The following is a 25,070-nucleotide window of genomic DNA, read 5'->3' as shown; positions in this document are numbered from 1 at the left end:
CGACGCCCTGTCGCCCCGGGCAAGGCCGCAGGCCCACGACCCGGGGCCGTTCGCAGGATGGGGTGTGCATTGCGGATGACGATCCCGGCTCTCGCTGACGCTCGGCCGGGATGACGATAGGGAGAGGTCGTCGTCCCGGACAAGGGCCGAAGGCCCGCGATCCGGGACCGTTGGCCGGAAAGGGTCTCTTCCGGGGAACGATCCCGGCTCTCGGCCGGATGCCCCGCATCCCGCCGCGCCCGGGATGACACGACGTCGGCCTACGGGATCAGCAGCGTCGCGCCGGTGGTCGCCCGTCCCTCCAGCGCCGCATGCGCGCGCTGCGCCTCGGCCAGCGGGAAGGTCTGGTGGACCTCGATCTTCACCACGCCGCGGCGGATCGCCTCGAACAGTTCCGATGAGATCGCCTCAAGATCGGCGCGCTTGGCGATGTGGGTGAAGAGGGTTGGCCGCGTGGCGAAGAGCGAGCCGCGCTGGGACAGCATCATCAGGCTGAACGCCTCGATCGGCCCCGAGGCATTGCCGAACGACACGAACAGGCCGAACGGCTTGAGGCAATCGAGCGAGCCGGGAAACGTCGCCTTGCCGACGCTGTCATAGACCACGTCGCACTTCTCGCCCTTGGTGATCTCGGCCACCCGGGCGACGAAATCCTCCTGCGAATAGAGGATGACGTGGTCGCAGCCATGGGCGCGGGCCAGCTCCGCCTTGGCTTGCGAGCCTACCGTGCCGATGACGGTGGCGCCGAGATGCGCCGCCCACTGGCAGGCGATGAGCCCGACGCCGCCGGCCGCGGCATGAAACAGGATAGTGTGGCCGGGCCCGACCTTGAACGTCCGCCGCAGCAGGAACGCCGCCGTCATCCCCTTGAGCAGGGCCGCCGCCGCCGTCCGGTCGTCGATGTCGTCGGGCAGCCGGATCAGCCGCTCGGCCGGGACCAGCCGCGCCTGCGCGTACGCGCCACCGAGCACGACATAGCCGACCCGGTCGCCGGGCCTGACCGTCTCCACCCCCGGCCCCACCGCCTCGACCACGCCGGCCGCCTCGCCGCCCGGCACGAAGGGCAGCCCGCCGGCCGGCTGGTAGAGGCCGGTGCGGAAATAGGTGTCGACATAGTTCAGGCCGATGGCGGTGTGGCGCACGCGCGCCTCGCCGGGGCCCGGATCGCCGACCTCGACCTCCTCGAACGTCAGCACCTCCGGTCCGCCGAAGCGGTGCACCCGCACGGCCTGGGTCATTGTCCCGTCTCCTGCATCGGCCGGTCGGACCCCTCGGCGGTCACCAGACCGACCTGCCGGCGCTTGCGCTTCTTGCTCGCCAGCACATTGACCACCTCGACGCCGGCCGCGAACGCCATGGCGAAGTAGATGTAGCCGCGCGGAATGTGGAAACCCATGCCGTCCGCCACCAGCGCCACGCCGATCAGCAGAAGGAAGGCCAGCGCCAACATCTTGGTGGTCGGGTGCTCGGTGATGAAGTGCGACACCGGCCCCGAGGCAACATACATCACCGCAACGGCGATGATCACCGCCAGCACCATGATCTCGATGTTCTCGGCCATGCCGATGGCGGTGATGATGGAATCGACCGAGAACACGATGTCGATGATGATGACCTGGAAGATGACGAAGGCGAAGGCGGTGCCGGCCGATGCCTTGGTCACCGCCTCCGGATCGTGCTCGATTTCGGCGTGGATCTCATGCACCGCCTTGTAGAGCAGGAACAGGCCGCCGGCCGCCAGGATGACGTCGCGCCAGGACACCGCCTTGCCGAACACCGTGAACAGCGGATCGGTGAGGCCGATCAGCCAGGTCAGGAACATCAGCAGCACGATGCGAAAGATCAGCGCCAGCGACAGGCCGATCTGGCGGGCGCGCTTGGCCTGCTCGGCCGGCAACCGCGACACCAGCACCGAGATGAACACGATATTGTCGATGCCGAGCACCACCTCCATCACCGTCAGGGTGACGAGGGCGGCCCAGGCGCCGGGGTCGGCGATCCATTCGAGCATGAAAATTACCGTTCGGCAGCACGCGAGCGAAACAGGCCCGCGAGGATGAAATAGAGGGCGATGGCGCAGAGGGCCGCTGTCACCGCCGGATCTGGCCGCATATCGGTGGCGACGGCCCAGAGCGCAAGCACCGCCCATGCCGTGAGCATGGCAATATTGAGCCCGCGGAACCGCTTCACTCGCAACGGATGGACGAACACCACCGGCAAAAAGGTGAGCACGGTGAACGCCGCCACCCCTGCCGCCGCGAGCCAGGGCTCCGGCCGCAGCAGCAATAGGTAGAACACCACCACGTTCCACACGGCTGGAAAGCCGCGGAAATAATTGTCGCCGGTCTTCATCTGCCGGTCGGCGAAATAGAGCGCCGACGACACCAGGATGGCGGCGAGGCAGGCGATTTCCGCCACCGGCGGCAGCAGGCCGGCCGCCAGCAGGGCGTAGGCCGGCACCACCACATAGGTGAGATAGTCGACCACGAGATCGAGCGCGTCGCCCGACCAGCGCGGCAGAAGCTCGGCCACCCGCAACCGGCGTGCCAGCGTGCCGTCGACGCCATCGACCACCAGCGCCGCCGCGAGCCAGCCGAACATGGCGGCGAAGCTGCCCCGCACCGCGGCGTCGAGCGCCAGGAGCCCGAGCACGGCGCCCGAGGCGGTGAACACATGGACCAGGAAGGCCGTCGCCCGGCGACCGCGCAGCCGTGACGAGGGGGTGGAGAGATCGGGCGCCGTCATCGCCGGCCCCGATCACCGGCGCACCGGCACGGTGCGGACGCTCGAAGGGCCGGCGTTGGTTTCCTCGACACGCATTCTTCTCCTGCTCACGCGGTTTTCCGGCCTGCAGGCCGGAAACCGTATCACGCCGCCCGCGGCCAATGGCTCCACACCTCGCTGCCGACGATCGCGGCACCGATGGCCAGCAGCACCACCCCAATGGCCCGGCTGAACCGGGTGGTCTCGGCGACCTTCTCGATCAGCATGATGACGCCGAGCGCCGCCATCCAAACCAGATTCATCACCCCCACCGCAAACATCACCGCCATCAGCGCCCAGCAGCAGCCGAGGCAGAGCAGGCCCTGGCGCACGCCGAGGCGGAAGCCGCCGCCGGCCGAGGCCGCCCAATGGGCGAGGAAGAACGGGAACGGCCGCTGGCAGGCGGTGACGCAGCGGTATTTCAGATCGGAGAACTGGTAGGCGCCGGCCAGCAGGAACACCGCGCCGGAGAACAGGCCGGATACCGATGTCATGGCAGGATCGAGTAGCGTCGCCGCGGTGAGTCCCCACTGCCCAAGCCCCAGCGCCAGCCCGGCGACCAGCCACACCGCCACATAGCCGCCGGCGATGACCGCCGGCGAAGCCGCCCTCTCGCCGCGGGCGGCGGCGGCATCGGCCATTCCGGCATAAGTGAGGATCATCGGCGCCGCGGTCGGCAGCATCATCGCGAACACCATGGCGCCCCACATCGCCACCACCAGCGCCACATCGCCGAGCCCCCAGGGGCCAGAACCCGGCATGCCGAAATGCGCCATGCCCGGTTGGCACAGCGAGGCCAGGAGCGCCCGGCCGAGCTCGGTGCGCGTCTCCGGATTGAGCAGCCGGTCGAACAGCACCATGCCCGGCCCGAGCGTACCCGCCTCGCCGGTCTCGGCCATCTCGGCCACCATGATCGCCAGATAGGCCCACCCCAGCGCGGCCAGCACGGCGATGGCGCCGATGGCCAGCGGGCGCGGCCGGGCGAACAGGCGCCCAAGTCGTGCCTCGGCCGGCGGCAGCGCCTCGAACGGATCATGGCGGAGGCCATCGGTCACGGCGTTCCCTCCCCATCGGTCTTACGGCATCTTGCCGGACCATGGTATCTCGCACGGCAATATGTGGTCTCCGGGAGTGGACATGACAGACGCCGAAGCCGTCGAGGATGTCGAAATCGCCGTCGTCGGCGCCGGCCCGGCCGGGCTCGCCTGCGCGCTTGCGCTCGCCTCGACCGGCGCCGAGGTGGCGCTGATCGGCCTGCCGCCGCCGCCCGAGGACAACCGCACCACCGCCCTGCTCGGCGGCTCGGTGACCGCGCTGGAGACGCTCGGCGTATGGGCGGGCCTCGACGAGCGCGCGGCGCCGCTGCGGGCGCTGCGGCTGGTCGACGACACCGGCGGCCTGTTCCGCGCGCCCGAGATCACCTTCTTCGCCTCGGAGCTGGGGCTCGACGCCTTCGGCTGGAACGTCATCAACCGCGACTTGGTGGCGGCCCAGCGCGCTCGGCTCGGCGCCTATCCGCGGCTGCGGCGGCGCGAGGTCCAGGTCGCGGCGATCGAGCTGACCGGCGCCCACGCCTTCGTCCGCCCGGTCGAGGGCGACACCGTCCGCGCCCGGCTGGTGGTGGCGGCCGATGGCAAGAACTCGCTCGCCCGCGCCGCCGCCGGCATTTCCGTTTCGCGCCGCCGCTACCCGCAGACCGCGGTCACCCTCAATCTCGCCCACACCCTGCCGCACGACGACACCTCGACCGAGTTCCACACAAGCCGCGGCCCGTTCACGCTGGTGCCGCTGAAGGGCGAGCGGTCGAGCCTCGTCTGCGTCACCACGCCCGAGGATGCCGAGGCGCTCATGGCGATGGCGAACCCGGCCCTCGCCCGCACGCTGGAGCGGCGCGCCCGGTCGCTGCTCGGCCAGTTCCGCATCGATGGCGGCCGGGCGGCATGGCCGCTGGCGGTGGAGACCCCGAGCCGGCTCGCCGCCCGCCGCGTGGCGCTGATCGGCGACGCGGCGCACGTGGTGCCGCCGATCGGCGCCCAGGGGCTCAATCTCGGCCTGCGCGACGGCGCCATGCTGGCCGAGCTAGTGGCCGAGGCCCGCCGCGAGGGAACCGACGTCGGCGACGACAAGCTGCTCGGCCGCTACCACCGCGCTCGCCAGCTCGATATTTCGAGCCGCGCGTTTGCCATCGACATGCTCAACCGCACGCTGCTGTCGGCGTTCCTGCCCGCCCAGTTCGCCCGCAGCACCGGCCTGTGGCTGATCGACCGCCTGCCCGGCCTGCGCCGGCTGGTGATGCGCGAGGGGATGGGGCCCCGGCTCGGCGAACCCAGGCTGATGCGCGGCGAACCGCTTTGAGCGTGAGACCTCCTGTCATCCTGGGTCTCGCTGACGCTCGCCCGGGATGACGAGGCCCGCAGGCGCGGCTCACCCCGGCAGCTTCGGCGCCGGCAGAACGGTCTCGGGCCGGCGGAAGCCCTCGGCGAGCGGCAGCGGCAGCGCCGGGATCTCGACGTCCTCGGCCAGCGCCACCCGCCGCCGGAACAGGCCGCGATTGACGAAGTGCGGATCGGCCAGCGCCTCCTCCAGCGTCGCCACCACCGTGGCGCAGCAATTGGCGGCCTTGAGGATCGGCGCCCAGTGCGCCGCCGGCTGGCTGCACACCAGCGCGGCGATGGCCGCGCCGGTCGCCGCCGGGTCCCTCGTGTCGTCCCGCAGGTGTTCCGGCAGGCCGATCGCCGCGCAGAACGTCTCCCAGAACTTGTCCTCCAGCGACCCGCAGGCGACGAGACGGTCGTCGGCGGTGGGATAGAGCCGGTAGCGCGGCGACTCGGCGGTCGGGCCGGGGTGGGTGATGGTGGCGCCAGCCGCCCTGCCCCAGTGGAAGGCCAGATTGAGCCAGCCGAAGGTGAACATCGCGTCGGTCATGCCGATGTCGATCCGGCAGCCCTGCCCCGTCTTGTCGCGCTGCAGCAGCGCCAGCAGGATGTTGATCACCGCCGGCATGGTGCCGCCGCCGATGTCGGCCGCGTGCACCGGCGGCAGAGCGGGGTTGGACGCCGGGGTGTCGGCGAGCAGGCCCGCCGTCGCCACGAAATTGAGGTCGTGGCCCGCTTCCTGGGCACGCGGCCCCTCCTCGCCATAGCCGGAGATCGAGCAATAGATCAGGCGCGGGTTGATCGCCTTCACGTCCTCATAGCCCAGGCCGTGGCGGGCCATCACCCCGGGCCGGAACTGCTCGATCAGGATGTCGGCGCGCGCGATCAGCGGCCGCAAGGCCTCGACCTGCGTCTTGTCCTTGAAATCCACCGTGTGGACCTGCTTGCCGCGGTTGAGCATGGCGAACGGCATCGCCGTGCCGCCGATCTGCGGCGAGAAGCCGCGCATCGACTCGCCGTCCGGCCGCTCGATCTTGATCACCTCGGCACCGGCCTCGGCCAGCATCAGGGCGGCGAGCGGCCCGGGCAGCAGCGTGGAGAAATCGAGCACGACGAGGCCCGAAAGCGGCAGCGTGGAGGACATGGGGGAGCCTATGACACAGGGGACACAAGAGGCGGGAACGATGGTTACGATGGCAACCTGTTGCCGTAACCGTCGCCTCCGGCGCGGTCAATCCACGACCAAAGCAGGACTTTCGCGCGATTTCGGCATGGGATAGGCGGTCATTTCGGGAGGACCACGCCAATGAAACTGCCGCGCGACTTCTTCAAGCCCCTCACCATCGGCGCCCCCGCCCCCCTGCGCGAGCTGCCGGTGCGGCTGGAGCGCATGATCCATTTCGTGCCGCCGCACATGGAGAAGGTGCGCGCCAAGGTGCCCGACCTCATCGCCAAGGTCGACGTGGTGCTGGGCAATCTCGAGGACGCCATCCCGATCGAGGCCAAGGAGGCGGCGCGGCGCGGCTTCATCGAGATGGCCAAGGCCAGCGATTTCGGCTCCACCGGCCTGTGGACCCGCATCAACGCGCTCAACTCGCCCTGGGTGCTCGACGACCTGTTCGAGATCGTCCGCGAGGTCGGTGACAAGCTCGACGTGGTGATGCTGCCCAAGGTCGAGGGCCCGTGGGACATCCACTATCTCGACCAACTCCTGGCCCAGCTCGAAGCCCGCCATCAGGTGAGAAAGCCGATCCTGATCCACGCGATCCTGGAGACCGCCGAGGGCGTCAAGAATGTCGAGGCCATCGCCGCCGCTTCCCCGCGCATGCACGGCATGAGCCTCGGCCCGGCGGATCTCGCCGCCTCGCGGGCGATGAAGACCACGCGGGTCGGCGGTGGCCACCCCGACTATCGCGTGCTGGCGGACGCCGCCGAGGCCGGCGCGCCGCGCGCCAGCGCCCAGCAGGATCTGTGGCATTACACGGTGGCCAAGATGGTCGACGCCTGCGCATCGGCCGGCATCAAGCCGTTCTACGGCCCGTTCGGCGACTTCTCCGACGAGGCCGCCTGCGAGGCGCAGTTCCGCAACGCGTTTCTCATGGGCTGCGCCGGGGCGTGGTCGCTGCACCCGACCCAGATCGACATCGCCAAGAAGGTGTTCTCGCCCGATCCCGCCGAGGTACGGTTCGCCAAGAAGATCCTCGACGCCATGCCGGACGGCTCGGGCGCGGTGATGATCGACGGCAAGATGCAGGACGACGCCACCTGGAAGCAGGCCAAGGTGATCGTCGACCTCGCCCGCATCGTCGCCGCCAAGGATCCCGCGCTCGCCGCCGAATACGGGCTGTGATCTCGGTTGCCGGAAATCCGGCTTCCGGTGCGCCACATACCGGGAGCCGAGCGCGAACACCGGAGATCCGGCTAGGGCCGATCACAACCTGCTGATGTGGCGCCAAACCCGGTTCCCGCAGCCGGCGCAGTACCTTGACACCCTTTCGGTGGTCCCATAGGTGACCTGCCGTCCGGGGTTCGGGTCGCGATGAAAGCAAGGGTTGCCAAGTTCCGTATCGGCGCAGTGGTTCGTCACCGCTACCACCCGTTTCGCGGCGTGGTGTTCGACGTCGATCCCGTGTTCAACAACACCGAGGAATGGTGGCTCGCCATCCCCGAAGAGAACCGGCCCGACAAGAACCAGCCCTTCTACCATTTGTTCGCCGAGAGCGCGGACAAGGAGTACGTGGCCTACGTGTCGGAGCAGAACCTGCTGCCCGACGACTCCGGCGAGCCGATGCGCCATCCGCAGGTCGCCGAGGTGTTCGAGGCCGACGGCACGGGCGGCTACCGCACCCGCGCCACGGTGATGCACTGACGCCGGACCCGACGGCCCGCTCCTGCCGCCGTTGATGTGAGCCCCGGCCGCTGAGCCGCTACCCACCAGACGACACCGACCAAACGAAAAGGGCGCGCCGTTGGCGCGCCCTTCGCAGAGCTGACTGAGCGTCCGCCGATCCGATCGGATCAAGCGGACGCTCTAAGTTTCTCGTTTATCGCATTCTCTTCCGCAAAACCGGTTCCCACTTTTGCGGAGAATGCTCCAGATCCGTTCAAATCATTTCGGCGCAGCAGCGCTCGGCGCTCCGCCGCCCTGTTCGAGCAGCTTCTTGCGCAGTTCCTCGGCGCGCTTCTGCATCTCGTCCTGCAGCTTCTTCTGCTGCTCCTCGACCGCCTTGGGGTCGAGCGGCGCGCCGTCATAGGCCTTGCCGAAGCCCGCGAGCGAAATCGGGAAGCTCACCGGCCGGCCGGTCTGGTTGACCACCTGGATCGCCAGGCCCTGCGCCCCCTTCAGCTTCTTCACGAACTCGGCGTCGATCTCCAACTCGCCGAAGCAGCCGTTCGGGAAGCAGATGGTGTACTTGCCATTGACCGGCTGCTGCTTCTCGACAACCACGCGGAAGCCCGGCTGGAGCTGCACGGTCAGCGGCGTCACCACGGCGAAGGTCTTCTTCGGCTCGCCCTTGGTCTCGCGCACCAGCACCGAGGCCAGGAACTGCCCGGTCTCGGCCCGCAGCTCCATGGTGACGAGGCAGATTTCCTTCTTGGCCTCGGGATCGGTGCTGCACAGCTTGGTCCACGGCGAGGAGATGAGCTGCGGCGCCTGGGCCTGCTCGCCCGGGTTCGGAGCGGCCGGGGCGCCCGGCTTGGGCGCCACGGGCTTGGGTGCCACGGGCTGCGCCGGGCTGGTCTGCGCCGAGGCTTCGGCAACGAAACCGATGGCCAGCAGCGCCGTGGCAACCGATAGAGCGAGGCGGCGCGCCGTCGGCTGCAACGCGGACCGGATCGGGAACATCATGCGGAACTCCCTCGTGCGCCTGCGCGGCTCCTCGAACCGCGATTCCGACGCTTTGGGCGGTGCTTCACGGCGAATTGAGGCAGCAGCGTGGCGCAGCGGCACGGCCGGGCTGCCGAAGGCCCCGAATCCCGCCATGCTGCCGTCCAAGCGAATGGGTAGGGTCCGCACGCAACGGCCGTGCGACGTGAAATGTCGCGGTGCGCCGCCCACCTGCCGACCGTGAATCCGCCAGCGCCGAGAATCCGCCAGCACCGAGTCCGCCATGCTGCGACCGAAACCGCCGCGCCCGAACATGCCTCGCCTGATCGCCTCAGCGCTCGCGCTGATGGCGGCGATCCTCGGCGGCCACCCCGGCCCGGCCGCGGCCGAGCCGGCACCCGCCATCGTCAACCCCGCCATCGCCAACCACGCACTGGCGATGCACGGCGAGCCGGCGCTGCCGGCCGACTTCCAGGCCCTGCCCTATGTGAACCCGGATGCGCCGAAGGGCGGGCGGCTGGTGCAGGGCGTGGTGGGCACGTTCGACAGCCTCAACCCGCTGATCGTCCGCGGCACGCCGGCCGCCGGCATCCGCTCCTACGTGGTCGAAAGCCTGCTCGCCCGCAATCTCGACGAGCCCTTCACCCTTTATGGCCTGCTCGCCCAATCGGTGGAGACCGACGCCGAGCGCACCTTCGTCGCCTTCACGCTCGACCCCCGCGCCCGCTTTTCCGACGGCCGGCCGGTGACGCCCGAGGACGTGGTGTTCTCGCATCGTTTGCTGCGCGACAAGGGCCGGCCCAACCACCGCACCTATTACGCCAAGGTGAAATCGGCCGACATCACCGGCCCGCGCACGGTGCGCTTCGACCTCACCGGCTCGGACGACCGCGAGCTGCCGCTGATCCTCGGCCTTATGCCGGTGCTGCCGCGCCACGCCATCGATCCCGAGACCTTCGACCAGACCGGCCTCGCCCCGCCGCTCGGCAGCGGCCCCTATGTCGTCGCCGACGTGCGCCCGGGCGATTCCCTCACCCTTCGCCGCAACCCCGATTATTGGGGCCGCGACCTGCCGATCAATCGCGGCCTCTACAATTTCGACGAGATCCGCTTCGATTATTACCGCGACGCCAACACCCATTTCGAGGCCTTCAAGCGCGGTCTCTACGACGTGCGCTTCGAGACCGATCCCGGCCGCTGGCAGACCGGCTACGACTTCCCCGCCGCCCGCGACGGGCGGATCGTGCGCGAGGCCGTCTCCGACGGCCTGCCCGAGCCGGTCACCGGCTTCGTGTTCAATCTGCGCCGGCCGTTGTTCGCCGACGTGCGGGTGCGTCAGGCGCTGATCGAGCTGTTCGATTTCGAGTGGCTAAACGCCAGCTACTATTTCGGCGCCTATCGCCGCACCGGCAGCTTCTTCCAGGGCTCGGACCTGTCCGCCCTCGGTCGGCCGGCGAGCGAGGCCGAACGCCGCCTGCTCGCCCCCTTCGCCGATGCCATCCGCCCGGAGGTGATGGACGGCACCTATGCCCCGCCGGTCTCCGACGGCTCGGGGCGCGACCGCGACACCCTGAAGCGCGCCCTCGACCGGCTGGCCGCGGCCGGCTACCGGCTCGACCGGGGCGCGCTCCGCACCAAGCGCGGCGCCCCCCTCGCCTTCGAGATCCTGGTCGCCACCAAGGATCAGGAGCGGCTCGCGCTGGCCTATGCGCGCATGGCGAAGCGGGCCGGCGTCCTGGCATCCGTGCGCCTCGTCGACAGCGTGCAGTACGAGCGCCGCCTGCAGACCTACGATTTCGACATGATCCTCAACACCTGGACGCCGTCGCTGTCGCCGGGCAACGAGCAGGCGTTCTATTTCGGCTCCAAGGCGGCCGACGTACCGGGAACGCGCAACTATATGGGCGCCCGCAACCCGGCGGTCGACGCCATGATCGAGGCGGTGCTGGCGGCGCGCGACCGCGAGGCGCTGGTGGTGGCGGCGCGTGCGCTCGACCGGGCGCTGATCTCCGGCCTCTACATCATCCCGCTGTTCCACCTGCCGGACATCTGGCTCGCCCGCTGGCAGACCATCGGCCGGCCGGAGACGGTCTCGCTCTACGGTCCCCTCCCCGAAACATGGTGGCGTGTGGCACCCTAGACCAAGAGGTGCAAAGTGATTCTCGAACGGGACGGCAGCGGGAGCGGTCTCACCGGCAAGGTGACGCTCGATCAGATCTTCCGGCGTGCCGCCGCCGAGCGCCCCGAGGCCATCGCTTTGGCCGATCGGGCCGGCGGCGAGCTGCGGCACCTGAGCTATGCCAGCGTCGAGCACGCGGTCTCCGTGCTTGCCTCGCGGCTGGTGGCGCTCGGCCTGCCGCAGGATTCGATCGTCGCGCTGCAGGGGGCGGCCTCGATGGCGCAGGTGGTGGCCGTCCTCGCCGCGCTGCGCGCCGGCCTGATCGCGATGATGGTGCCCGAGTTGTGGCGCGAGGCCGACCTGACGCCGGCCATCGAGGGCTGCGGCGCGCGGGCGCTGATCTCGCTCGGGCCGTCCGACGACCTCGCGCTGACCCACTGCCGGGTCGCCGCCGAGGTGTTCTCCGTCCGCTTCGTGTGCGTTCTGGAGGATGAGGCGCCGGACGGCGTCGTGCCCCTCGGCAGCCTGGAATCTCTGGTCGATGGCGAGATCGGCCGCCTGCCGGGCTACCGCGCCGGCAACCCGGCCGAGCACGTCGCCGTGCTGACCTGGGACGTCGGGCCGGACGGCCCCTATGTCGTGGCCCGCTCGCATCAGGCGCTGATCGCCGGCGCGGTGCCGGTCCTGCTCGCCGGCCGGCTCGATGCCGCAACGGCGCTGGTCTCGACGATCGCGCCGTCCAGCTTCGCCGGCTTGGCCGCGAGCGTGGTGGTGTGGCTGCTCACCGGCGGCTCGCTGATGCTGGCAGAGCCCGCCGACACCGCGACTGTGGCGGAGACCGCCGCCCTGGCAAACGCAACCCATCTGCTGGTGCCGGCCGCCGTCGGCGGCTCGCTGGCGGCCGAGGGCCTGCTGGCGCGCTGCGCGGACCTGCGCGGCGTGCTGCTGTTGAACCGCGCCCCCGAGCAGGCGCCGCCGCCCTGGCACGCCGAGGGCATCTGCGCCATCGATCTCACCGCCTGGGGCGAGGCGGCGCTGCTGGCGCGCCGCCGCGAGGGACCGGAGAGTCGCGCCGCCATTCCCAGCCGCGCCCATGCCGCGGCCGGCATCGACCCGGTGGCGGCAAGCGTCGCCGGCCACCGGACGCTGCAGGGCACGCTCGCCGTCTCCGGCGCGATGGTGCCGAGCGTCGCCTATCCGGTGCCCGCCGGCACCGGCCTGCCTTTGGTCGCCGACAGTGCCTACGACACCGGCTGGACCTGCCACGCCGACCCCGGCGGCGCCGGGCTGATCTCGGATGCCCCGCCCCGCGGCGTGGCCCGCGTCGGCGGCTACCGAGTGTCGCTGCGCGACGCCGAGGCCAAGCTGACGAAGCTGGCCGACGCGCCGGTCGAGGTGGCGGCGCTGCCGCACCGGGTGCTCGGCCAGCGGGTGGTCGCCACCACCGAGGGCGAGGTCGATCCGGCCGCCGCCGCTGCCGCGCTGCCGCTGGTCGGGGTGTCTCCCGCCAAAGCGCCATCGGCGGGAACCGCGTCAACAACCCGAACGCGCAGAAACGCTTGACTTGCAACCTTGCTTGCCTGCGAAATCTGCTCCATTGGCTCGGAGTCTCGCATGGCGGTCGCCGAAAACTCCGGCCCCGGACAGGAGATTTCGGCGAGACCGGAAGGTGGAATCACTCAATGCTGCTGAAGATTCCGCAATATTGACGTGTTCTTTACGGGCACGTGCTCCTTTTGGCGGATGTTCGAGGTTTGGAAGCCTGAGAGATGCGGCTCGACGGTCCGGTTCTGATCGTGACGCGGGACGTCGCCGCGCCGATCGTCGATGAACTCTGTGCGGCGATCGACAGCGGCGCGGTGCCGGCGGTGCCGCTCGAGGCGCCCGCGGTGCTGCGCAGCACCGCCCCGGCTGCGGTGGTGGTTCTCGACACCGCCGGCTGCGACGAGGCCGCCGACGAGCTGACCGCAGCGGTGCTGACGGCCGAGCATTTCGTGCCGCTGATCCGCCGCTGGTCGGTGGACGATGCCGAGCGCATCGCCACGCTGTGGCTCGCCGCCGATGCCGGCGTGCAGCCGATCCTCGCCGCGCTCGCGCGCGCCAACCGCGTGCGCACGCTGCTCTTGGAGACGCAGCGGCGCCGGCGCATCGCCCGTGCCGCGGCGCTGAAGACGCCGGCCCTGCCCGACCCCTGGAGCGCGGTGCGCGACATCGCCGTGCTGGTGATCGACAATGGCACGATTCTGCCGCTGGTCGCGCCGATCTGCGCCGCGCGCGGCCTGTCGATGGTCGGCGCGCCGACCACCACGCTCGCCGGCACCTATCTCGAGCTCCGCCATTTCGACGCGCTGGTGATCGGCCCATCGATCGACACGCTGTCCGCCGACAGTTTCCTCGCCTGGCTGCGCGACGATCCACGCTGGGCCGACCTGCCGGCGTTCCGGCTGGTCGAGGATCCCCTGAGCGAGCCGGCCTTCGCCGCGCCCACCGAGGTGCTGGGCCTGCACGATCCGCGCTTCGCGGCCGCCTTCCATGCCGCGGCCTGCCTCAATGCGTTCGCAGCCCTGTTGCCGTCGGTGATCCAGGACATGCACGGCGCGGGGCTCGCCGATCCGGACAGCGGCCTGTTGTGGCCCGAGGCGTTCCGCGCCGGCCTGATCCAGGCCATGGCGTGGTCGGACGCCAATGGCCGCGACTTCACCGCCCTGCGCATCGCTACCGACGATGGCCGGCCGCTGCCGCACGGCGTGCCGCGCATGGTGGCCTGCCTGTTGCGGCGCTCCGATCTCGTCACCCGCATCGATGACGGATTGATGCTGGCGGTGCTGGTCGGCACCGAGCCCGACGCCGCCCAGCGCGTCGCCACCCGCATCTCGCGGGTGCTGTCGCACACCGTGCTGGCGGAAACCGGCCAGATCGCGCCGCGCATTGAGGTCGCCTGCCTGACGGCAGAGCCCAACGAGGCGCCGCAGGCCTTCCTCGCCCGCCTGACCAGTCCGGACGAGGGCGAATCCCTGGCCGCCGCCGGGTGACGATGTGGCGGCGGGATCGCCTCACGCCGCTTCGGCGCGCGCGGCGATCTTGGCGAGGCTGCGCAGGATCGCCGTGGTGCCCTTGAGGCGTTCCGACAGCTTCTCGAAATTGCGCAGGAACAGGATGCGCTGGTCGGGCCGCACCTTCACCGTCGGCCCCTGCTCGACCAGATAGCTCATCAGGCCGCGCGTGTTCTTGAAGGTGTTGTCACGGAAGGCGACGACCACGCCCTTCGGTCCGGCATCGACCTTCTCGACATTGGCGCGCCGGCACAGCGCCTTGATGGCGACGATCTTGAGAAGCTGATCGACCTCCGGCGGCAGCGGCCCGAAGCGGTCGACCATCTCGGCCGCCACCGCCTCGATCTGGGTGTCGTCGTCGAGATCGGCGAGCCGGCGATAGAGCGCGAGCCGTACATTGAGGTCCGCGACATACTCCTCCGGAATCGTCACCGGCACGCCGAGCGTGATCTGCGGCGACCACTGGTCGGACACCGGCTCAGTGATGCCGGCCTTCATCATCTCCACCGCCTCTTCCAGCATCTGCTGGTAGAGCTCGAAGCCGACCTCCTTGATGTGGCCGGACTGCTCGTCGCCGAGCAGGTTGCCGGCGCCGCGGATGTCGAGATCGTGCGAGGCGAGCTGGAAGCCGGCGCCGAGCGTATCGAGCGACTGCAACACCTTGAGCCGCCGTTCGGCCTGCGGCGTCAGCGGCTTGTCGGCCGGCACGGTGAAGAGCGCGTACGCGCGCGTCTTCGAGCGCCCGACGCGGCCGCGAAGCTGATAGAGCTGGGCCAGCCCGAACATGTCGGCGCGGTGGATGATCAGCGTGTTGGCGGTCGGAATGTCGAGGCCGGATTCGACGATGGTCGTCGACAGCAGTACGTCGGCGCGGCCCTCATAGAAGGTGGTCATCACCTCCTCGAGCTCCTTCGCCGACATCTGGCCGTGGCCGACCACCACCTTCACCTCCGGCACCGTCTTGTCGAGGAAATCCTTGGCTTCGGCGAGATCCTCGATGCGCGGGCAGACATAGAACGCCTGTCCGCCGCGATAGCGCTCGCGCAGCAGGGCTTCGCGCACCATCAGCGGATCGAACGGCGCAATGAAGGTGCGTACCGCCAGACGGTCCACCGGCGGCGTGGCGATGATCGACATCTCGCGCACGCCCGACATCGCAAGCTGCAGCGTGCGCGGGATCGGCGTCGCCGTCAGCGTCAGCACATGCACCTCGGCGCGGAGCTGCTTGAGCCGTTCCTTGTGGCCGACGCCGAAATGCTGCTCCTCGTCGACGATGAGCAGGCCGAGATCCTTGAAGCTGATGCCCTTGCCGAGCAGCGCGTGCGTGCCGACCACGATGTCGATGCCGCCCGAGGCGATGCCGGCCTTGACCTTCGCAAGCTCTGCCGAGCCGACCATGCGCGAGGCCTCCGCGACATTGACCGGCAGGCCCTTGAAGCGCTCGGTGAAGGTGCGGGCGTGCTGGCGCGCCAGCAGCGTGGTCGGCACCACCACCGCCACCTGCTTGCCGTTCATCACCGCCGCGAACGCCGCGCGCAGCGCCACCTCGGTCTTGCCGAAGCCGACGTCGCCGCACACCAGCCGGTCCATCGGATGGCCGGCGGCGAGATCGTCGGTGACAGCTTCAATGGCGGCAAGCTGGTCCTCGGTCTCTTCATAGGGGAAGCGCGCGGCGAACTCGTCGGCGAGGCCCGGCGCGATCGACAGGCGCGGCGCCTCCTTCAGCGTGCGCTCGGCTGCGACCTTGATCAGCACCGAGGCCATCTCGCGGATGCGGTTCTTCATCCGCGCCTTGCGCGTCTGCCAGCCGTGGCCGCCGAGCTTGTCGAGCACCACGCCGGCCTCTTCCGACCCGTAGCGGGTCAGAAGCTCGATGTTCTCGACCGGCAGAAACAGCCGGTCGCCGCCGGCATAATGCAGCTCCAGGCAGTCGTGCGGCGCGCCGGCGGCCTCCACCGTCTTGAGCCCCACGAAGCGGCCGATGCCGTGATCGACATGCACGACGAGATCGCCGGCACTGAGGCTCGTCACCTCGGCGATGAAGTTGTGCGCTCGCTTGGCGGCGCGGCGCGTGCGCACCAGCCGCTCGCCGAGAATGTCCTGCTCCGCGAGAACCGCGACGCTCTCGGTCTCGAACCCGGCCTCAAGGCCGAGAATGGCAAGGCCGGTGGTGCGGGCATCGAGCGCCAGCGCCTTGGCCCAGCTTCCCACCGTCTCGACGCGCTCAAGGCCATGGTCGCGCAGCACATGGCCGAGACGCTCGCGCGAGCCCTCGGTCCACGCCGCCACCACCACCGTCTTGCCGCTTTCCTGCAGGCTGCGAATGTGGGCGACCACCGCGTCGAACACATTGGCGTCGCCCGCGCGCTCGGCCGCGAAATTGTGGCCGCGCTTGGCGCCGATGTCGATCGCGTCCTTCGCCTCGGGCGCCGCGAACGGCGAGACGCGGGCGAGGCCGCGTTCGTTCAGCCGGCCCTGCCATTCGTTTGAGGTGAGGTAGAGCTTCTCCGGCGGCAAGGGCTTGTAGACCGCCTGCATGGCGCCGGCCGGCATGTCGAGCGCCTCGCGCCGCGCCTGATAGTAATCGGCGATCTGGGCGAAGCGCTCCTTCACCGCCTCCTCGGCCAACGGCTCCAGCACCACCGGCGTGCTGTCGAGATAGTCGAACACCGTGTCGAGGCGATCGTGGAACAGCGGCAGCCAGTGCTCGTGGCCCGGCGAGCGGCGCCCTTCCGAAATCGCCTCATAGAGCGCATCGCCCTTGGTCGCGGCGCCGAACGCCGCGACATAGCCGAGTCGGAAACGGCGGATCGACTCGGTGGTGAGCTGAAGCTCGCTCACGGGGACGAATTCGAGCTGGCGCATCTGCGACACCGAGCGCTGGGTCTCGGGATCGAAGGTGCGGATCGACTCCAGCGTGTCGCCGAAGAAATCGAGCCGCACCGGCAGCTCCATGCCGGGCGGGAACATGTCGACGATGCCGCCGCGCACCGCATATTCGCCGGTATCGCGCACGGTGGCGCTGCGCAGGAAGCCGTTGATCTCCAGCCACTGGATGATGCCGTCCATCGACACCATGTTGCCCGGCGCCACCGACAGCGACTGCGCCGCCACCACCTCCTTCGCAGGCACGCGCTGCAGCGCCGCATTGACGGTGGTGAGCAGGATCGCCGGCCGCTCGCGCCCGGTGACGCGGGCGAGCCGCGCCAGCACCGACATGCGCCGCGCGACGATGGCAGCGTTGGGCGAGGCGCGATCATAGGGCTGGCAGTCCCAGGCCGGCAGCGTCAGCACCTCGATGTCGGGCGCGAAGAAGCCAAGCGCGCTTTCCACCGCCTGCATGCGCGGCCCGTCGCGGCACACCATCAGCAGGCTCACCGCCGGTGCGTCGGGACGCGCGGCAGTGGCACGGGCGAGGTCGGCGGCGACCAGCGGCTCGATGCCGTCGGCGACGCCGGCAAATGTCACCGGCTTGCCGGGAAGGAGGGTCTGGGGGGCTCGAAGCGGCTTGGTCATTCAGAATCCAGATGGTCGGCGCAGCTCTTCCCTCTCCGCTTGCGGGAGAGGGTGGCGAGACCGAGCGAAGCGAGGTCGAGCCGGGTGAGCGGCATGTCGGGTCGACATCGCTTTCACCCCTCACCCGCCTCGCGATCTCAAGATCGCTCGGCACCCTCTCCCGCAAGGGGAGAGGGAAGAGAAAGAGCGGCCTTCATCACGCCTCCGATCCCGGATGGTCGCGATGGAAGTCACGCAGGCTTTGCAGCAACGCCGTGTCATAGGCCGAGGGCACGGGCCGGCTGCCGGTGATCCAGCCGTAGATGTCCACGTCCTGCGCCTCCATCAAGGTCTCCAGCGCATCGACCTCGGCCTCGCTCAAATCCTCCAGGCGGGCATCGGCGAAGCGGCCGATCAGCAGGTCGAGTTCACGGGTGCCACGGTGCCAGGCGCGGAACAGGATGCGGCGGCGGCGCTCGTCGAGCCCGGCGCTCGACCGCGTGGTGCCTGACATGGCTCACTCCAAAATAGACAACGGCCCGCGGAGCCGTTCGGCCCCCGGGTCCACACGTCCATATAGCCTATCGCGCCCGCGGGCGAGACCGTCGGCGCATCAAACCCGATCCGCGCTCATGTTGGTTCTTGTGAATTCCTGTTATGATTGCTTATCAGGACCGGGACGGTTTCATGATGCGTACGATGACCATTTCCCTCTCCCACCAGCAGGCGGAACGGGTGCAACAGGCGGTCGAGTCGGGCGCCTATGCCTCCAACAGCGAGGTGGTGCGCGAGGCGCTGCGCCTGTGGGCACAGCGCGAGGAGATCCGGGCGCTGGAGTTGGCGAAGCTGAAGCAGGCCTATGACCAGGGAATGGCCAGCGGCCCGCCCCGCCCCATCGAGCCCGAGGCGCTTCTCGCCGAGTTCAAGGCCAGAACACCCAAGCGCGGCTAGGATCCCATTCGTGGCTCGGGTCTCCTTCACGCCGCAGGCCGAGGCCGATCTCTACGGGATATGGTCCTCCATCGCCGCGGACAATGTCGCGGCCGCCGATGGCCTCTACCGCCGCATCCTGCACAAGGTCGAGCTTGCCGCCGCCCATCCCGGCCTCGGCGCCGCCCGCCCCGAATTGAGCCCGACCGCGCGAATCCTGGTGGAAGGCCGCTACATCGTGATCTACGAACCGCAGCCTGACGGCGTGCTGGTGGTGGCCATTGTGCACGGCATGCGCGATGTCGAAAACTGGCTGTCCTGACCGCAGCCTGCCGCTCGCCTGAACCGGACAGCGATCACAACGCCATGCGCCCCTTCGTGCTCGATCCGCTGTTCGCCCCGATCACCGCGCTGCCCGGCGTCGGGCCACGCCTGAAGCCGCTCTATGACCGGCTGCTTGGCCGCGACGGCGCCCCGGCCCGCGTGGTCGACCTCGTCTTCCACCTGCCCCATACCGTGATCGACCGGCGCTGGCGGCCCGTTCTCGCCGAAGTGCGGCCGGGCATGCTGGCGACCGTCGAGGTTGCGGTCGACCAGCACCGCCCGCCGCCGCAAGGCCGGGCCAAGGCGCCGTGGCGCATCTACACCCATGACGATACCGGCGATCTGGTGTTGGTCTATTTCAAGGGCGACAAGGCCCGGCTGGAGAAGCTGTTCCCGGTCGGCGAGCGGCGCATCGTCTCCGGCACCGTCGAGATGTATGACGGCATGCTGCAGATGGCCCACCCCGACCGGGTGGTGTCGGTGGAGGACGCCGCCAGCCTGCCGGCGCTGGAGGCGGTCTATCCACTCACCGAGGGGCTGGCGCTCGGGAACCTGCGGCGCACCGCCGCGGCGGCGCTGGCCCGCCTGCCGGCGCTGCCCGAATGGCAGGATGCCGCCCACCTCGCCCGCAACCGCTGGCCGGGCTTCGCCGAGGCGCTGCGCACGCTGCACGCCCCGGCCGCGCCCGAGGATCTCGACCCCGAGAGCCCGGCGTGGCGCCGCCTCGCCTATGACGAGCTCCTGGCCGGCCAGCTCGCGTTGCAGCTTCTGCGCGGTCACATGAAGCGCGAGCCGGGCCGGCCGAGCCCCGGCGACGGCACCGTCCGCGCCCGGCTGCTTGCCGCCCTCCCCTTCACCCTCACCGCCTCCCAGCAGCAGGCGGTGGCGGACATCTCGGCCGATCTGGCCGGCGACACCCGCATGATCCGGCTGTTGCAGGGCGATGTCGGCGCCGGCAAGACGGTGGTGGCGCTGATCGCGATGGCCCAGGTGGTGGAATCCGGCCGGCAGGCGGCGCTGATGGCGCCAACCGAGATCCTCGCCCGCCAGCACTTCGCCACCATCGCCCGCTTCGCCGAGGCCGCGGGGCTCAGGGTGGCGCTGCTCACCGGCCGCGAGAAGGGCCGCGCCCGCGAGGCCATCGTGTTGGCGCTGGCGGCGGGCACGCTCGACATCGTGGTCGGCACCCACGCGCTGTTCCAAGAGGACGTCGCGTTCAAGGATCTGGCGTTTGCGGTGGTCGACGAGCAGCACCGTTTCGGCGTCCACCAGCGGCTCGCGCTCGCCAGCAAGGGCGAGGCGGTGGATCTGCTGGTGATGACCGCGACCCCGATCCCGCGCACGCTGGTGCTGACCTATTTCGGCGACATGGACGTCTCGGCGCTGACCGAGAAGCCGGCCGGGCGCCTGCCCATCGACACCCGCACCGTTCCCTTGGAGCGCCTGCCGGAGGTGGCCGACGCCGTCGGCCGCGCCGTGGCGTCGGGCGCGCGGGTCTATTGGGTGTGCCCGCTGGTCGAGGAATCGAGCGAGGTCGATCTCGCCGCCGCCGAGGACCGCGCGGTTGCGCTCAAGGGCAGGTTTGGCGACCGCGTCGGGCTGATCCACGGCCGGCTCAAGGGGGCGGACAAGGACGCCGCGATGGCCCGCTTCGCCGCCGGCGAGACCTCCATCCTCGTCGCCACCACGGTGATCGAGGTCGGCGTCGACGTGCCGGAAGCGACCGTGATGGTGATCGAGCACGCCGAGCGCTTCGGCCTCGCCCAGCTTCACCAGTTGCGCGGGCGCATCGGCCGCGGCGACAAGCCGTCCACCTGCCTCCTGCTCTACAAGGGCCCGCTCGGCGAGACCGCCAAGGCCCGCCTCGCGATATTGCGCGACAGCGAGGACGGCTTCCGCATCGCCGAGGAGGACTTAAGGCTGCGCGGCGAAGGCGACGTGCTCGGCACCCGCCAGTCCGGCTTTCCCGGCTTCCGGCTGGCGCGGCTGGAGACCCACGGCGCGCTGCTTCAGACCGCGCGCGACGAGGCGGCGCTGGCGCTCAGCCGCGATCCCGCGCTGGAAAGCGAGCAGGGCAAGGCGCTGCGGGTGCTGCTGCATCTCTTCGAGCGCACCGAGGCGGTGCGGCTGCTGCAGGCGGGGTGATTTTGCCGTTTGGCACGTTGGCCCCGAACCTCGCCAGTCGTCCCCGGCGACCGCCGCAGGCGGTCGGGAAGGGGACCCAAGAACCGCACCGCGCGAAGATTCTCGACGCAAGATGCAGGACGGTTTGGCATATCCCACTGTCTCGGACCATGGGTCCCCTTCCCTCGCGCGGCGTTCGCCGCGCTCGCCGGGGACGACCGGTCGTGCAGGAACCCACGGTTTCGTCCGTTCTCCCGGCAAGACACACGTCGCCGTCCGCCCAGCCGCGGTGTAGATTTCCGCCATGAGTCCGCCCGACCCCGCACTGCTCCGCCTGCGCCGCGCGCGGCGGATTTCGCGCGGCCTGCGCCGCTTCGTCTACCGCCCGCTCGGCTTCGTGGCGCTGGGCCTCGGCCTCATCGGCATGGTGACGCCGGTGATGCCCGGCGTGGTGTTCCTGATCCTGGCGGCGTGGCTGTTCGCGCGCTCCTCGCCGCGCTTCGAGCGCTGGATTCTCGAACACCCGCGCTACGGCTCGTTCGTGCGCAACTGGCGCGCCCACGGCGTCATTCCGCGTCGCGCCAAGTTTATTGCCTATGCCAGCTTCGTGCTCAGCGTGACAGTGGTGTGGGCGGTCGGCGCCCCGCCGATCGCCATCGCCGCCACCACCGTGTCGGTGCTCGCGGTCGGCATCTGGATGGCGCTGCAGCCGGAGACGCCGGCCGGTTGAGGCTCACTCCACCGTCACCGACTTCGCCAGATTGCGCGGCTGGTCGACGTCGGTGCCCATCACCACCGCCGTGTGGTAGGCGAGAAGCTGGATCAGCACGGCATAGGCGAACGGCGTGATGGTCGCCGGCATGTCCGGCAGCACGAAGGTCGCCTCGGTCTCGACGCCCGCCTCTTCCGCGCCCTTGGCATCGGTGAACAGGATGATGCGCCCGCCGCGCGCCGCCACCTCCTGCATGTTCGAGGCGGTCTTCTCGAAGATGCGGTCATAGGGGGCGATGACGATGACCGGCATGGTCTCGTCGATCAGCGCGATCGGCCCGTGCTTGAGCTCGCCCGCCGCATAGCCTTCGGCGTGGATGTAGCTGATCTCCTTCAGCTTCAGCGCGCCTTCCAGCGCCAGCGGATAGCTGGTGCCACGGCCGAGATAGAGCACGTCCTTCGCCTTGGAGAGGTTGCGCGCCAAGGCCTCGATCTGCGGCTCCAGCTTCAGCGCTTCGGCCATCAGGCCCGGCGCCGCGACGAGGGCTGCGACCAGCCGCTGCTCGTCGACCTCCGACAGCGTGCCGCGGGCGCGGCCCGCCGCAACCGCGAGGCTGGCCAGCACCGCGAGCTGGCAGGTGAACGCCTTGGTCGAGGCGACGCCGATCTCCGGCCCGGCCAGCGTCGGCATCACCGCGTGGCTTTCGCGGGCGATGGTCGAGGTCGGCACATTGACGACGCTGAGGATGTTCTGGCCGTGCTGCGCCGCATAGCGCAGCGAGGCCAGCGTGTCGGCGGTCTCGCCCGACTGCGAGACGAACACCGCAAGCCCGCCGGGTTCGAGCGGCGCCTCGCGGTAGCGGAACTCCGAGGCGATATCGATCTCCACCGGCAGCCGCGCGAAGCGCTCGAACCAGTATTTGCCGATCAGCCCGGCATAAAAGGCGGTGCCGCAGGCCGAGATCGCCACGTGCTTGAGGCTCGCGATGTCGAACGGCAGCTTGGGCAGCCGCACGCGGTCGTTCGCCATGTCGAGATAATAGGCGAGCGTGTGGCCCACCACCTCGGGCTGCTCGTGGATTTCCTTGGCCATGAAGTGGCGGTGATTGCCCTTGTCGACCAGGAAGGAGGACGCCTGGGAGCGGATCTGCGGCCGCTCCACCTTGTGGCCGGCGGCGTCGTGAATCTCGGCGCCGTTGCGGCTGAGCACCGCCCAGTCGCCGTCGTCGAGATAGGCGATGCGGTCGGTGAACGGCGCCAGCGCCAGCGCGTCGGAGCCGATGTACATCTCGCCGTCGCCATAGCCGATCGCCAGCGGCGAGCCGCGGCGGGCGCCGATCAGCAGGTCGGGCGCGCCGTCGAACACGAAGCCCAGCGCAAACGCCCCCTTCAGCTTGGGCAGCGCGGCGGCCACCGCCTCGATCGGCGCCTTGCCGCTGTTCATCTCGTCGGTGACGAGGTGGGCGACCACCTCGGTGTCGGTCTCGGTGCGGAAGACGTGCCCGGCCGCCTCCAGCGAATGCCGCAGCTCGCGGAAATTCTCGATGATGCCGTTGTGGACCACCGCCACCTTCTCGGTGGCGTGCGGGTGGGCGTTGCGCTCGGTCGGCGCGCCATGGGTGGCCCAGCGGGTGTGGCCGATGCCGACGGTGCCGTTGAGCGGCTCGGCGTGCAGCTTGAGATCGAGGTTTCTGAGCTTGCCCTCGGCGCGCCGGCGGGCGATGTGCCCGCCCTCCAGCGTGGCGACGCCGGCCGAATCATAGCCGCGGTATTCGAGCCGCTTCAGCGCCTCGACCAGCCGCTCGGCCACCGGCTCCCGTCCCAGAATTCCGACGATTCCGCACATGACTAGAGGCTCCCTGCCAAAGTCCAGCTCGAGGTAAAACCCGCAAACAGCGCGGGCAAATCACAAAACGTCACGGTTCGTGACAGGCGCACGGACCGCGTCGCCGGACAGGTCTAGCCCTTGCCCTTGGTGCGCCGGAATTCATCCGCCCAGCCGTCCTTGTTGACTTGCCGGCCGCGGCCGACCGCCAGAGCGCCGTCCGGCACGTCGGCGGTGACCACCGAGCCCGAGCCGACATAGGCGCCCGCACCGATCCGCACAGGCGCCACCAGCGAGGAGTTCGAGCCGATGAAGGCGCCGGGGCCGATCTCGGTGCGGTACTTGCCGTAGCCGTCGTAATTGCAGGTGATGGTGCCGGCCCCGACATTGCTGCCCGCGCCGACGCTGGCGTCGCCGATATAGGTGAGGTGATTGACCTTGGCGCCCTCGCCGACGTCGCTGGCCTTGACCTCGACGAAATTGCCGATGTGCGCGGCGTTGCCGATGGCGGCACCGGCGCGCAGCCGGGCGAACGGGCCAAGCTCCACCTCCTCGCCCACTGCCACCGTGCCGACCTTGCCCTTCTCGAAACCGTTGAGGTGGGCGAACGCCTTGATGACGGTGCCGTCGCCGACCGTGACGCCGGGGCCGAACACCACGAACGGCTCGACCACCACGTCGCGCCCGAGCACGGTGTCGGCAGCGAAGAACACCGTCTCCGGCGCCACCAGCGTGACGCCGCCGGCCAGGGCCGCCGCCCGCGCCCGGTCCTGAAACACCGCCTCGGCGGCGGCGAGTTGGGCGCGGTCATTGACGCCCAGCACATCCTCTTCATCCGCCTCCAGCGTCGCCGTCTTGAGCCCCGAGGAGACCGCGAGCGAGACGACATCGGTGAGGTAGAATTCGCGCTTGGCGTTGTCGTTGCCGATGCGCTCCAGCAGCGACAGCGCCGTGGCGCCGCCGAGCGCCATCAGGCCGGCATTGCAGAGCCCGATCGCCTTTTCGTCGGCGCTGGCGTCCTTCTCCTCGCGGATCGCGACCAGCGCGCCCCCGCGCATCACCAGCCGGCCATAGCCCGCAGGATCACGCGGCCGGAAGCCGAGCACCGCAACGGCGGCGTCCCCGGCGGCCTCGGCGAGCCCGGTCATCGTCTCGCGCCGCACCAGCGGCGTGTCGCCGAACACAACCAGGATGCGGTCATAGCCGCGGGCGATGGCCGAGCGCGCCGCCAGCACCGCGTGCGCCGTGCCGAGCCGCTCGCGCTGCTCGAACACCTCCGCCGCGGGCGCGAACCGGCGCACCTCGGCCGCCACGTCCGCCCGGTCGGGACCGACCACCACCGCCACGGCATCCGCCCCCGCCGCAGCCAACGTGCTCATCACATGGCCGATCAGCGTGCGCCCGCCGACGCGGTGCAGCACCTTGGGCACGGCGGACTTCATGCGGGTTCCCTCGCCGGCGGCGAGAACGATCGCGAGGGTGGTCGGGCGCGGCATCTGGATCTCCGGGCGTGGCATCGGCC

At 70.0% G+C, this 25,070-nt stretch carries 20 protein-coding genes; 10 read left to right on the top strand and 10 right to left on the bottom strand.

What is annotated here, in order from left to right; genetic code table 11:
• Nucleotides 1–260: 260 nt before the first annotated feature.
• The 4 genes from BLTE_RS04870 to BLTE_RS04855 form a co-directional block, all read right to left on the bottom strand.
• Nucleotides 261–1,238, bottom strand: a complete 978-nt coding sequence (locus tag BLTE_RS04870) for a quinone oxidoreductase family protein (protein ID WP_126398136.1) — start codon at nucleotides 1,236–1,238, stop codon at nucleotides 261–263.
• Nucleotides 1,235–2,011, bottom strand: coding sequence for a TerC family protein (locus BLTE_RS04865; RefSeq protein WP_126398134.1), 777 nt, complete (start codon nucleotides 2,009–2,011; stop codon nucleotides 1,235–1,237). Before BLTE_RS04865 ends, BLTE_RS04870 begins: the two co-directional genes overlap by 4 nt.
• Nucleotides 2,012–2,016: 5 nt before the next feature.
• The gene (locus BLTE_RS04860) at nucleotides 2,017–2,745 is read right to left on the bottom strand and encodes a CDP-alcohol phosphatidyltransferase family protein (protein WP_126398132.1); all 729 of its coding nucleotides are present in this window, start codon (nucleotides 2,743–2,745) and stop codon (nucleotides 2,017–2,019) included.
• Between the two features lie 122 nt (nucleotides 2,746–2,867).
• Nucleotides 2,868–3,818 (bottom strand): DUF2182 domain-containing protein, encoded by a 951-nt coding sequence (locus BLTE_RS04855; RefSeq protein WP_126398129.1) that lies wholly within the window; start codon nucleotides 3,816–3,818, stop codon nucleotides 2,868–2,870.
• Between the two features lie 82 nt (nucleotides 3,819–3,900).
• Here BLTE_RS04855 and BLTE_RS04850 point away from each other — a divergent pair, with 82 nt between their 5' ends.
• Nucleotides 3,901–5,118 (top strand): UbiH/UbiF family hydroxylase, encoded by a 1,218-nt coding sequence (locus tag BLTE_RS04850; protein ID WP_126398127.1) that lies wholly within the window; start codon nucleotides 3,901–3,903, stop codon nucleotides 5,116–5,118.
• A gap of 69 nt (nucleotides 5,119–5,187) precedes the next feature.
• Here the strand turns inward: BLTE_RS04850 and BLTE_RS04845 are convergent, their stop codons facing one another.
• Entirely contained in the window at nucleotides 5,188–6,282 is a 1,095-nt protein-coding gene (locus BLTE_RS04845) for a CaiB/BaiF CoA transferase family protein (RefSeq protein ID WP_126398125.1), read from the bottom strand.
• Between the two features lie 162 nt (nucleotides 6,283–6,444).
• Here BLTE_RS04845 and BLTE_RS04840 point away from each other — a divergent pair, with 162 nt between their 5' ends.
• Entirely contained in the window at nucleotides 6,445–7,488 is a 1,044-nt protein-coding gene (locus BLTE_RS04840) for an HpcH/HpaI aldolase/citrate lyase family protein (RefSeq protein ID WP_126398123.1), read from the top strand.
• A 189-nt stretch (nucleotides 7,489–7,677) separates the two neighbouring features.
• Complete coding sequence (gene hspQ, locus BLTE_RS04835; RefSeq protein ID WP_126398121.1) at nucleotides 7,678–8,007, top strand: heat shock protein HspQ; 330 nt, start codon at nucleotides 7,678–7,680, stop codon at nucleotides 8,005–8,007.
• A 240-nt stretch (nucleotides 8,008–8,247) separates the two neighbouring features.
• Here the strand turns inward: hspQ and BLTE_RS04830 are convergent, their stop codons facing one another.
• Nucleotides 8,248–8,988: an invasion associated locus B family protein gene (locus BLTE_RS04830; RefSeq protein ID WP_160140526.1), complete on the bottom strand. Its 741-nt coding sequence runs from the start codon at nucleotides 8,986–8,988 to the stop codon at nucleotides 8,248–8,250.
• A 262-nt stretch (nucleotides 8,989–9,250) separates the two neighbouring features.
• Between BLTE_RS04830 and BLTE_RS04825 the strand changes: the two genes are divergently transcribed.
• The 3 genes from BLTE_RS04825 to BLTE_RS04815 all read left to right on the top strand — a co-directional run bounded on the left by BLTE_RS04825 (nucleotide 9,251) and on the right by BLTE_RS04815 (nucleotide 14,118).
• Nucleotides 9,251–11,107, top strand: coding sequence for an extracellular solute-binding protein (locus tag BLTE_RS04825; protein ID WP_425290285.1), 1,857 nt, complete (start codon nucleotides 9,251–9,253; stop codon nucleotides 11,105–11,107).
• A 15-nt stretch (nucleotides 11,108–11,122) separates the two neighbouring features.
• Nucleotides 11,123–12,649, top strand: a complete 1,527-nt coding sequence (locus BLTE_RS04820) for a class I adenylate-forming enzyme family protein (protein WP_126398115.1) — start codon at nucleotides 11,123–11,125, stop codon at nucleotides 12,647–12,649.
• A 206-nt stretch (nucleotides 12,650–12,855) separates the two neighbouring features.
• The gene (locus tag BLTE_RS04815; protein ID WP_126398113.1) at nucleotides 12,856–14,118 is read left to right on the top strand and encodes a hypothetical protein; all 1,263 of its coding nucleotides are present in this window, start codon (nucleotides 12,856–12,858) and stop codon (nucleotides 14,116–14,118) included.
• A gap of 21 nt (nucleotides 14,119–14,139) precedes the next feature.
• On the opposite strand, the gene mfd is transcribed toward BLTE_RS04815, so the two are convergent.
• Together mfd and BLTE_RS04805 are read right to left on the bottom strand one after the other, a co-directional pair.
• Entirely contained in the window at nucleotides 14,140–17,655 is a 3,516-nt protein-coding gene (gene mfd, locus BLTE_RS04810; RefSeq protein WP_126398111.1) for a transcription-repair coupling factor, read from the bottom strand.
• A gap of 196 nt (nucleotides 17,656–17,851) precedes the next feature.
• Nucleotides 17,852–18,148, bottom strand: coding sequence for an FAD assembly factor SdhE (locus tag BLTE_RS04805; RefSeq protein WP_126398109.1), 297 nt, complete (start codon nucleotides 18,146–18,148; stop codon nucleotides 17,852–17,854).
• A 176-nt stretch (nucleotides 18,149–18,324) separates the two neighbouring features.
• Here BLTE_RS04805 and BLTE_RS04800 point away from each other — a divergent pair, with 176 nt between their 5' ends.
• The 4 genes from BLTE_RS04800 to BLTE_RS04785 all read left to right on the top strand — a co-directional run bounded on the left by BLTE_RS04800 (nucleotide 18,325) and on the right by BLTE_RS04785 (nucleotide 21,742).
• A complete protein-coding gene (locus BLTE_RS04800) occupies nucleotides 18,325–18,585 on the top strand; it encodes a type II toxin-antitoxin system ParD family antitoxin (RefSeq protein ID WP_126402050.1) in 261 nt (86 codons plus the stop codon).
• 10 nt (nucleotides 18,586–18,595) lie between these two features.
• Nucleotides 18,596–18,886 (top strand): type II toxin-antitoxin system RelE/ParE family toxin, encoded by a 291-nt coding sequence (locus tag BLTE_RS04795; protein WP_165439192.1) that lies wholly within the window; start codon nucleotides 18,596–18,598, stop codon nucleotides 18,884–18,886.
• Between the two features lie 44 nt (nucleotides 18,887–18,930).
• The gene (gene recG / locus BLTE_RS04790) at nucleotides 18,931–21,033 is read left to right on the top strand and encodes an ATP-dependent DNA helicase RecG (RefSeq protein ID WP_126398105.1); all 2,103 of its coding nucleotides are present in this window, start codon (nucleotides 18,931–18,933) and stop codon (nucleotides 21,031–21,033) included.
• 283 nt (nucleotides 21,034–21,316) lie between these two features.
• Nucleotides 21,317–21,742 (top strand): YbaN family protein, encoded by a 426-nt coding sequence (locus BLTE_RS04785; protein ID WP_126398103.1) that lies wholly within the window; start codon nucleotides 21,317–21,319, stop codon nucleotides 21,740–21,742.
• A gap of 3 nt (nucleotides 21,743–21,745) precedes the next feature.
• On the opposite strand, the gene glmS is transcribed toward BLTE_RS04785, so the two are convergent.
• Complete coding sequence (glmS, locus tag BLTE_RS04780) at nucleotides 21,746–23,569, bottom strand: glutamine--fructose-6-phosphate transaminase (isomerizing) (protein ID WP_126398101.1); 1,824 nt, start codon at nucleotides 23,567–23,569, stop codon at nucleotides 21,746–21,748.
• 113 nt (nucleotides 23,570–23,682) lie between these two features.
• On the bottom strand, nucleotides 23,683–25,044 hold the full coding sequence (glmU, locus tag BLTE_RS04775) for a bifunctional UDP-N-acetylglucosamine diphosphorylase/glucosamine-1-phosphate N-acetyltransferase GlmU (protein ID WP_126398099.1): 1,362 nt from the start codon (nucleotides 25,042–25,044) through the stop codon (nucleotides 23,683–23,685).
• Nucleotides 25,045–25,070 lie beyond the last annotated feature (26 nt).

Origin of the sequence: Blastochloris tepida (assembly GCF_003966715.1) — a bacterium.
Classification (GTDB): Bacteria; Pseudomonadota; Alphaproteobacteria; order Rhizobiales; family Xanthobacteraceae; genus Blastochloris; species Blastochloris tepida.
This window is presented reverse-complemented; position numbering and strand designations above follow the sequence as displayed.

Coding starts and splice junctions, on each gene's coding strand:
- BLTE_RS04870 (WP_126398136.1), bottom strand. CDS start 1,238: ATGACCCAGGCCGTGCGGGTGCACCGCTTCGGCGGACCGGAGGTGCTG.
- BLTE_RS04865 (WP_126398134.1), bottom strand. CDS start 2,011: ATGCTCGAATGGATCGCCGACCCCGGCGCCTGGGCCGCCCTCGTCACC.
- BLTE_RS04860 (WP_126398132.1), bottom strand. CDS start 2,745: ATGACGGCGCCCGATCTCTCCACCCCCTCGTCACGGCTGCGCGGTCGC.
- BLTE_RS04850 (WP_126398127.1), top strand. CDS start 3,901: ATGACAGACGCCGAAGCCGTCGAGGATGTCGAAATCGCCGTCGTCGGC.
- BLTE_RS04845 (WP_126398125.1), bottom strand. CDS start 6,282: ATGTCCTCCACGCTGCCGCTTTCGGGCCTCGTCGTGCTCGATTTCTCC.
- BLTE_RS04840 (WP_126398123.1), top strand. CDS start 6,445: ATGAAACTGCCGCGCGACTTCTTCAAGCCCCTCACCATCGGCGCCCCC.
- hspQ (WP_126398121.1), top strand. CDS start 7,678: ATGAAAGCAAGGGTTGCCAAGTTCCGTATCGGCGCAGTGGTTCGTCAC.
- BLTE_RS04830 (WP_160140526.1), bottom strand. CDS start 8,988: ATGATGTTCCCGATCCGGTCCGCGTTGCAGCCGACGGCGCGCCGCCTC.
- BLTE_RS04825 (WP_425290285.1), top strand. CDS start 9,251: ATGCTGCGACCGAAACCGCCGCGCCCGAACATGCCTCGCCTGATCGCC.
- BLTE_RS04815 (WP_126398113.1), top strand. CDS start 12,856: ATGCGGCTCGACGGTCCGGTTCTGATCGTGACGCGGGACGTCGCCGCG.
- mfd (WP_126398111.1), bottom strand. CDS start 17,655: ATGACCAAGCCGCTTCGAGCCCCCCAGACCCTCCTTCCCGGCAAGCCG.
- BLTE_RS04805 (WP_126398109.1), bottom strand. CDS start 18,148: ATGTCAGGCACCACGCGGTCGAGCGCCGGGCTCGACGAGCGCCGCCGC.
- BLTE_RS04800 (WP_126402050.1), top strand. CDS start 18,325: ATGCGTACGATGACCATTTCCCTCTCCCACCAGCAGGCGGAACGGGTG.
- recG (WP_126398105.1), top strand. CDS start 18,931: ATGCGCCCCTTCGTGCTCGATCCGCTGTTCGCCCCGATCACCGCGCTG.
- BLTE_RS04785 (WP_126398103.1), top strand. CDS start 21,317: ATGAGTCCGCCCGACCCCGCACTGCTCCGCCTGCGCCGCGCGCGGCGG.
- glmS (WP_126398101.1), bottom strand. CDS start 23,569: ATGTGCGGAATCGTCGGAATTCTGGGACGGGAGCCGGTGGCCGAGCGG.
- glmU (WP_126398099.1), bottom strand. CDS start 25,044: ATGCCGCGCCCGACCACCCTCGCGATCGTTCTCGCCGCCGGCGAGGGA.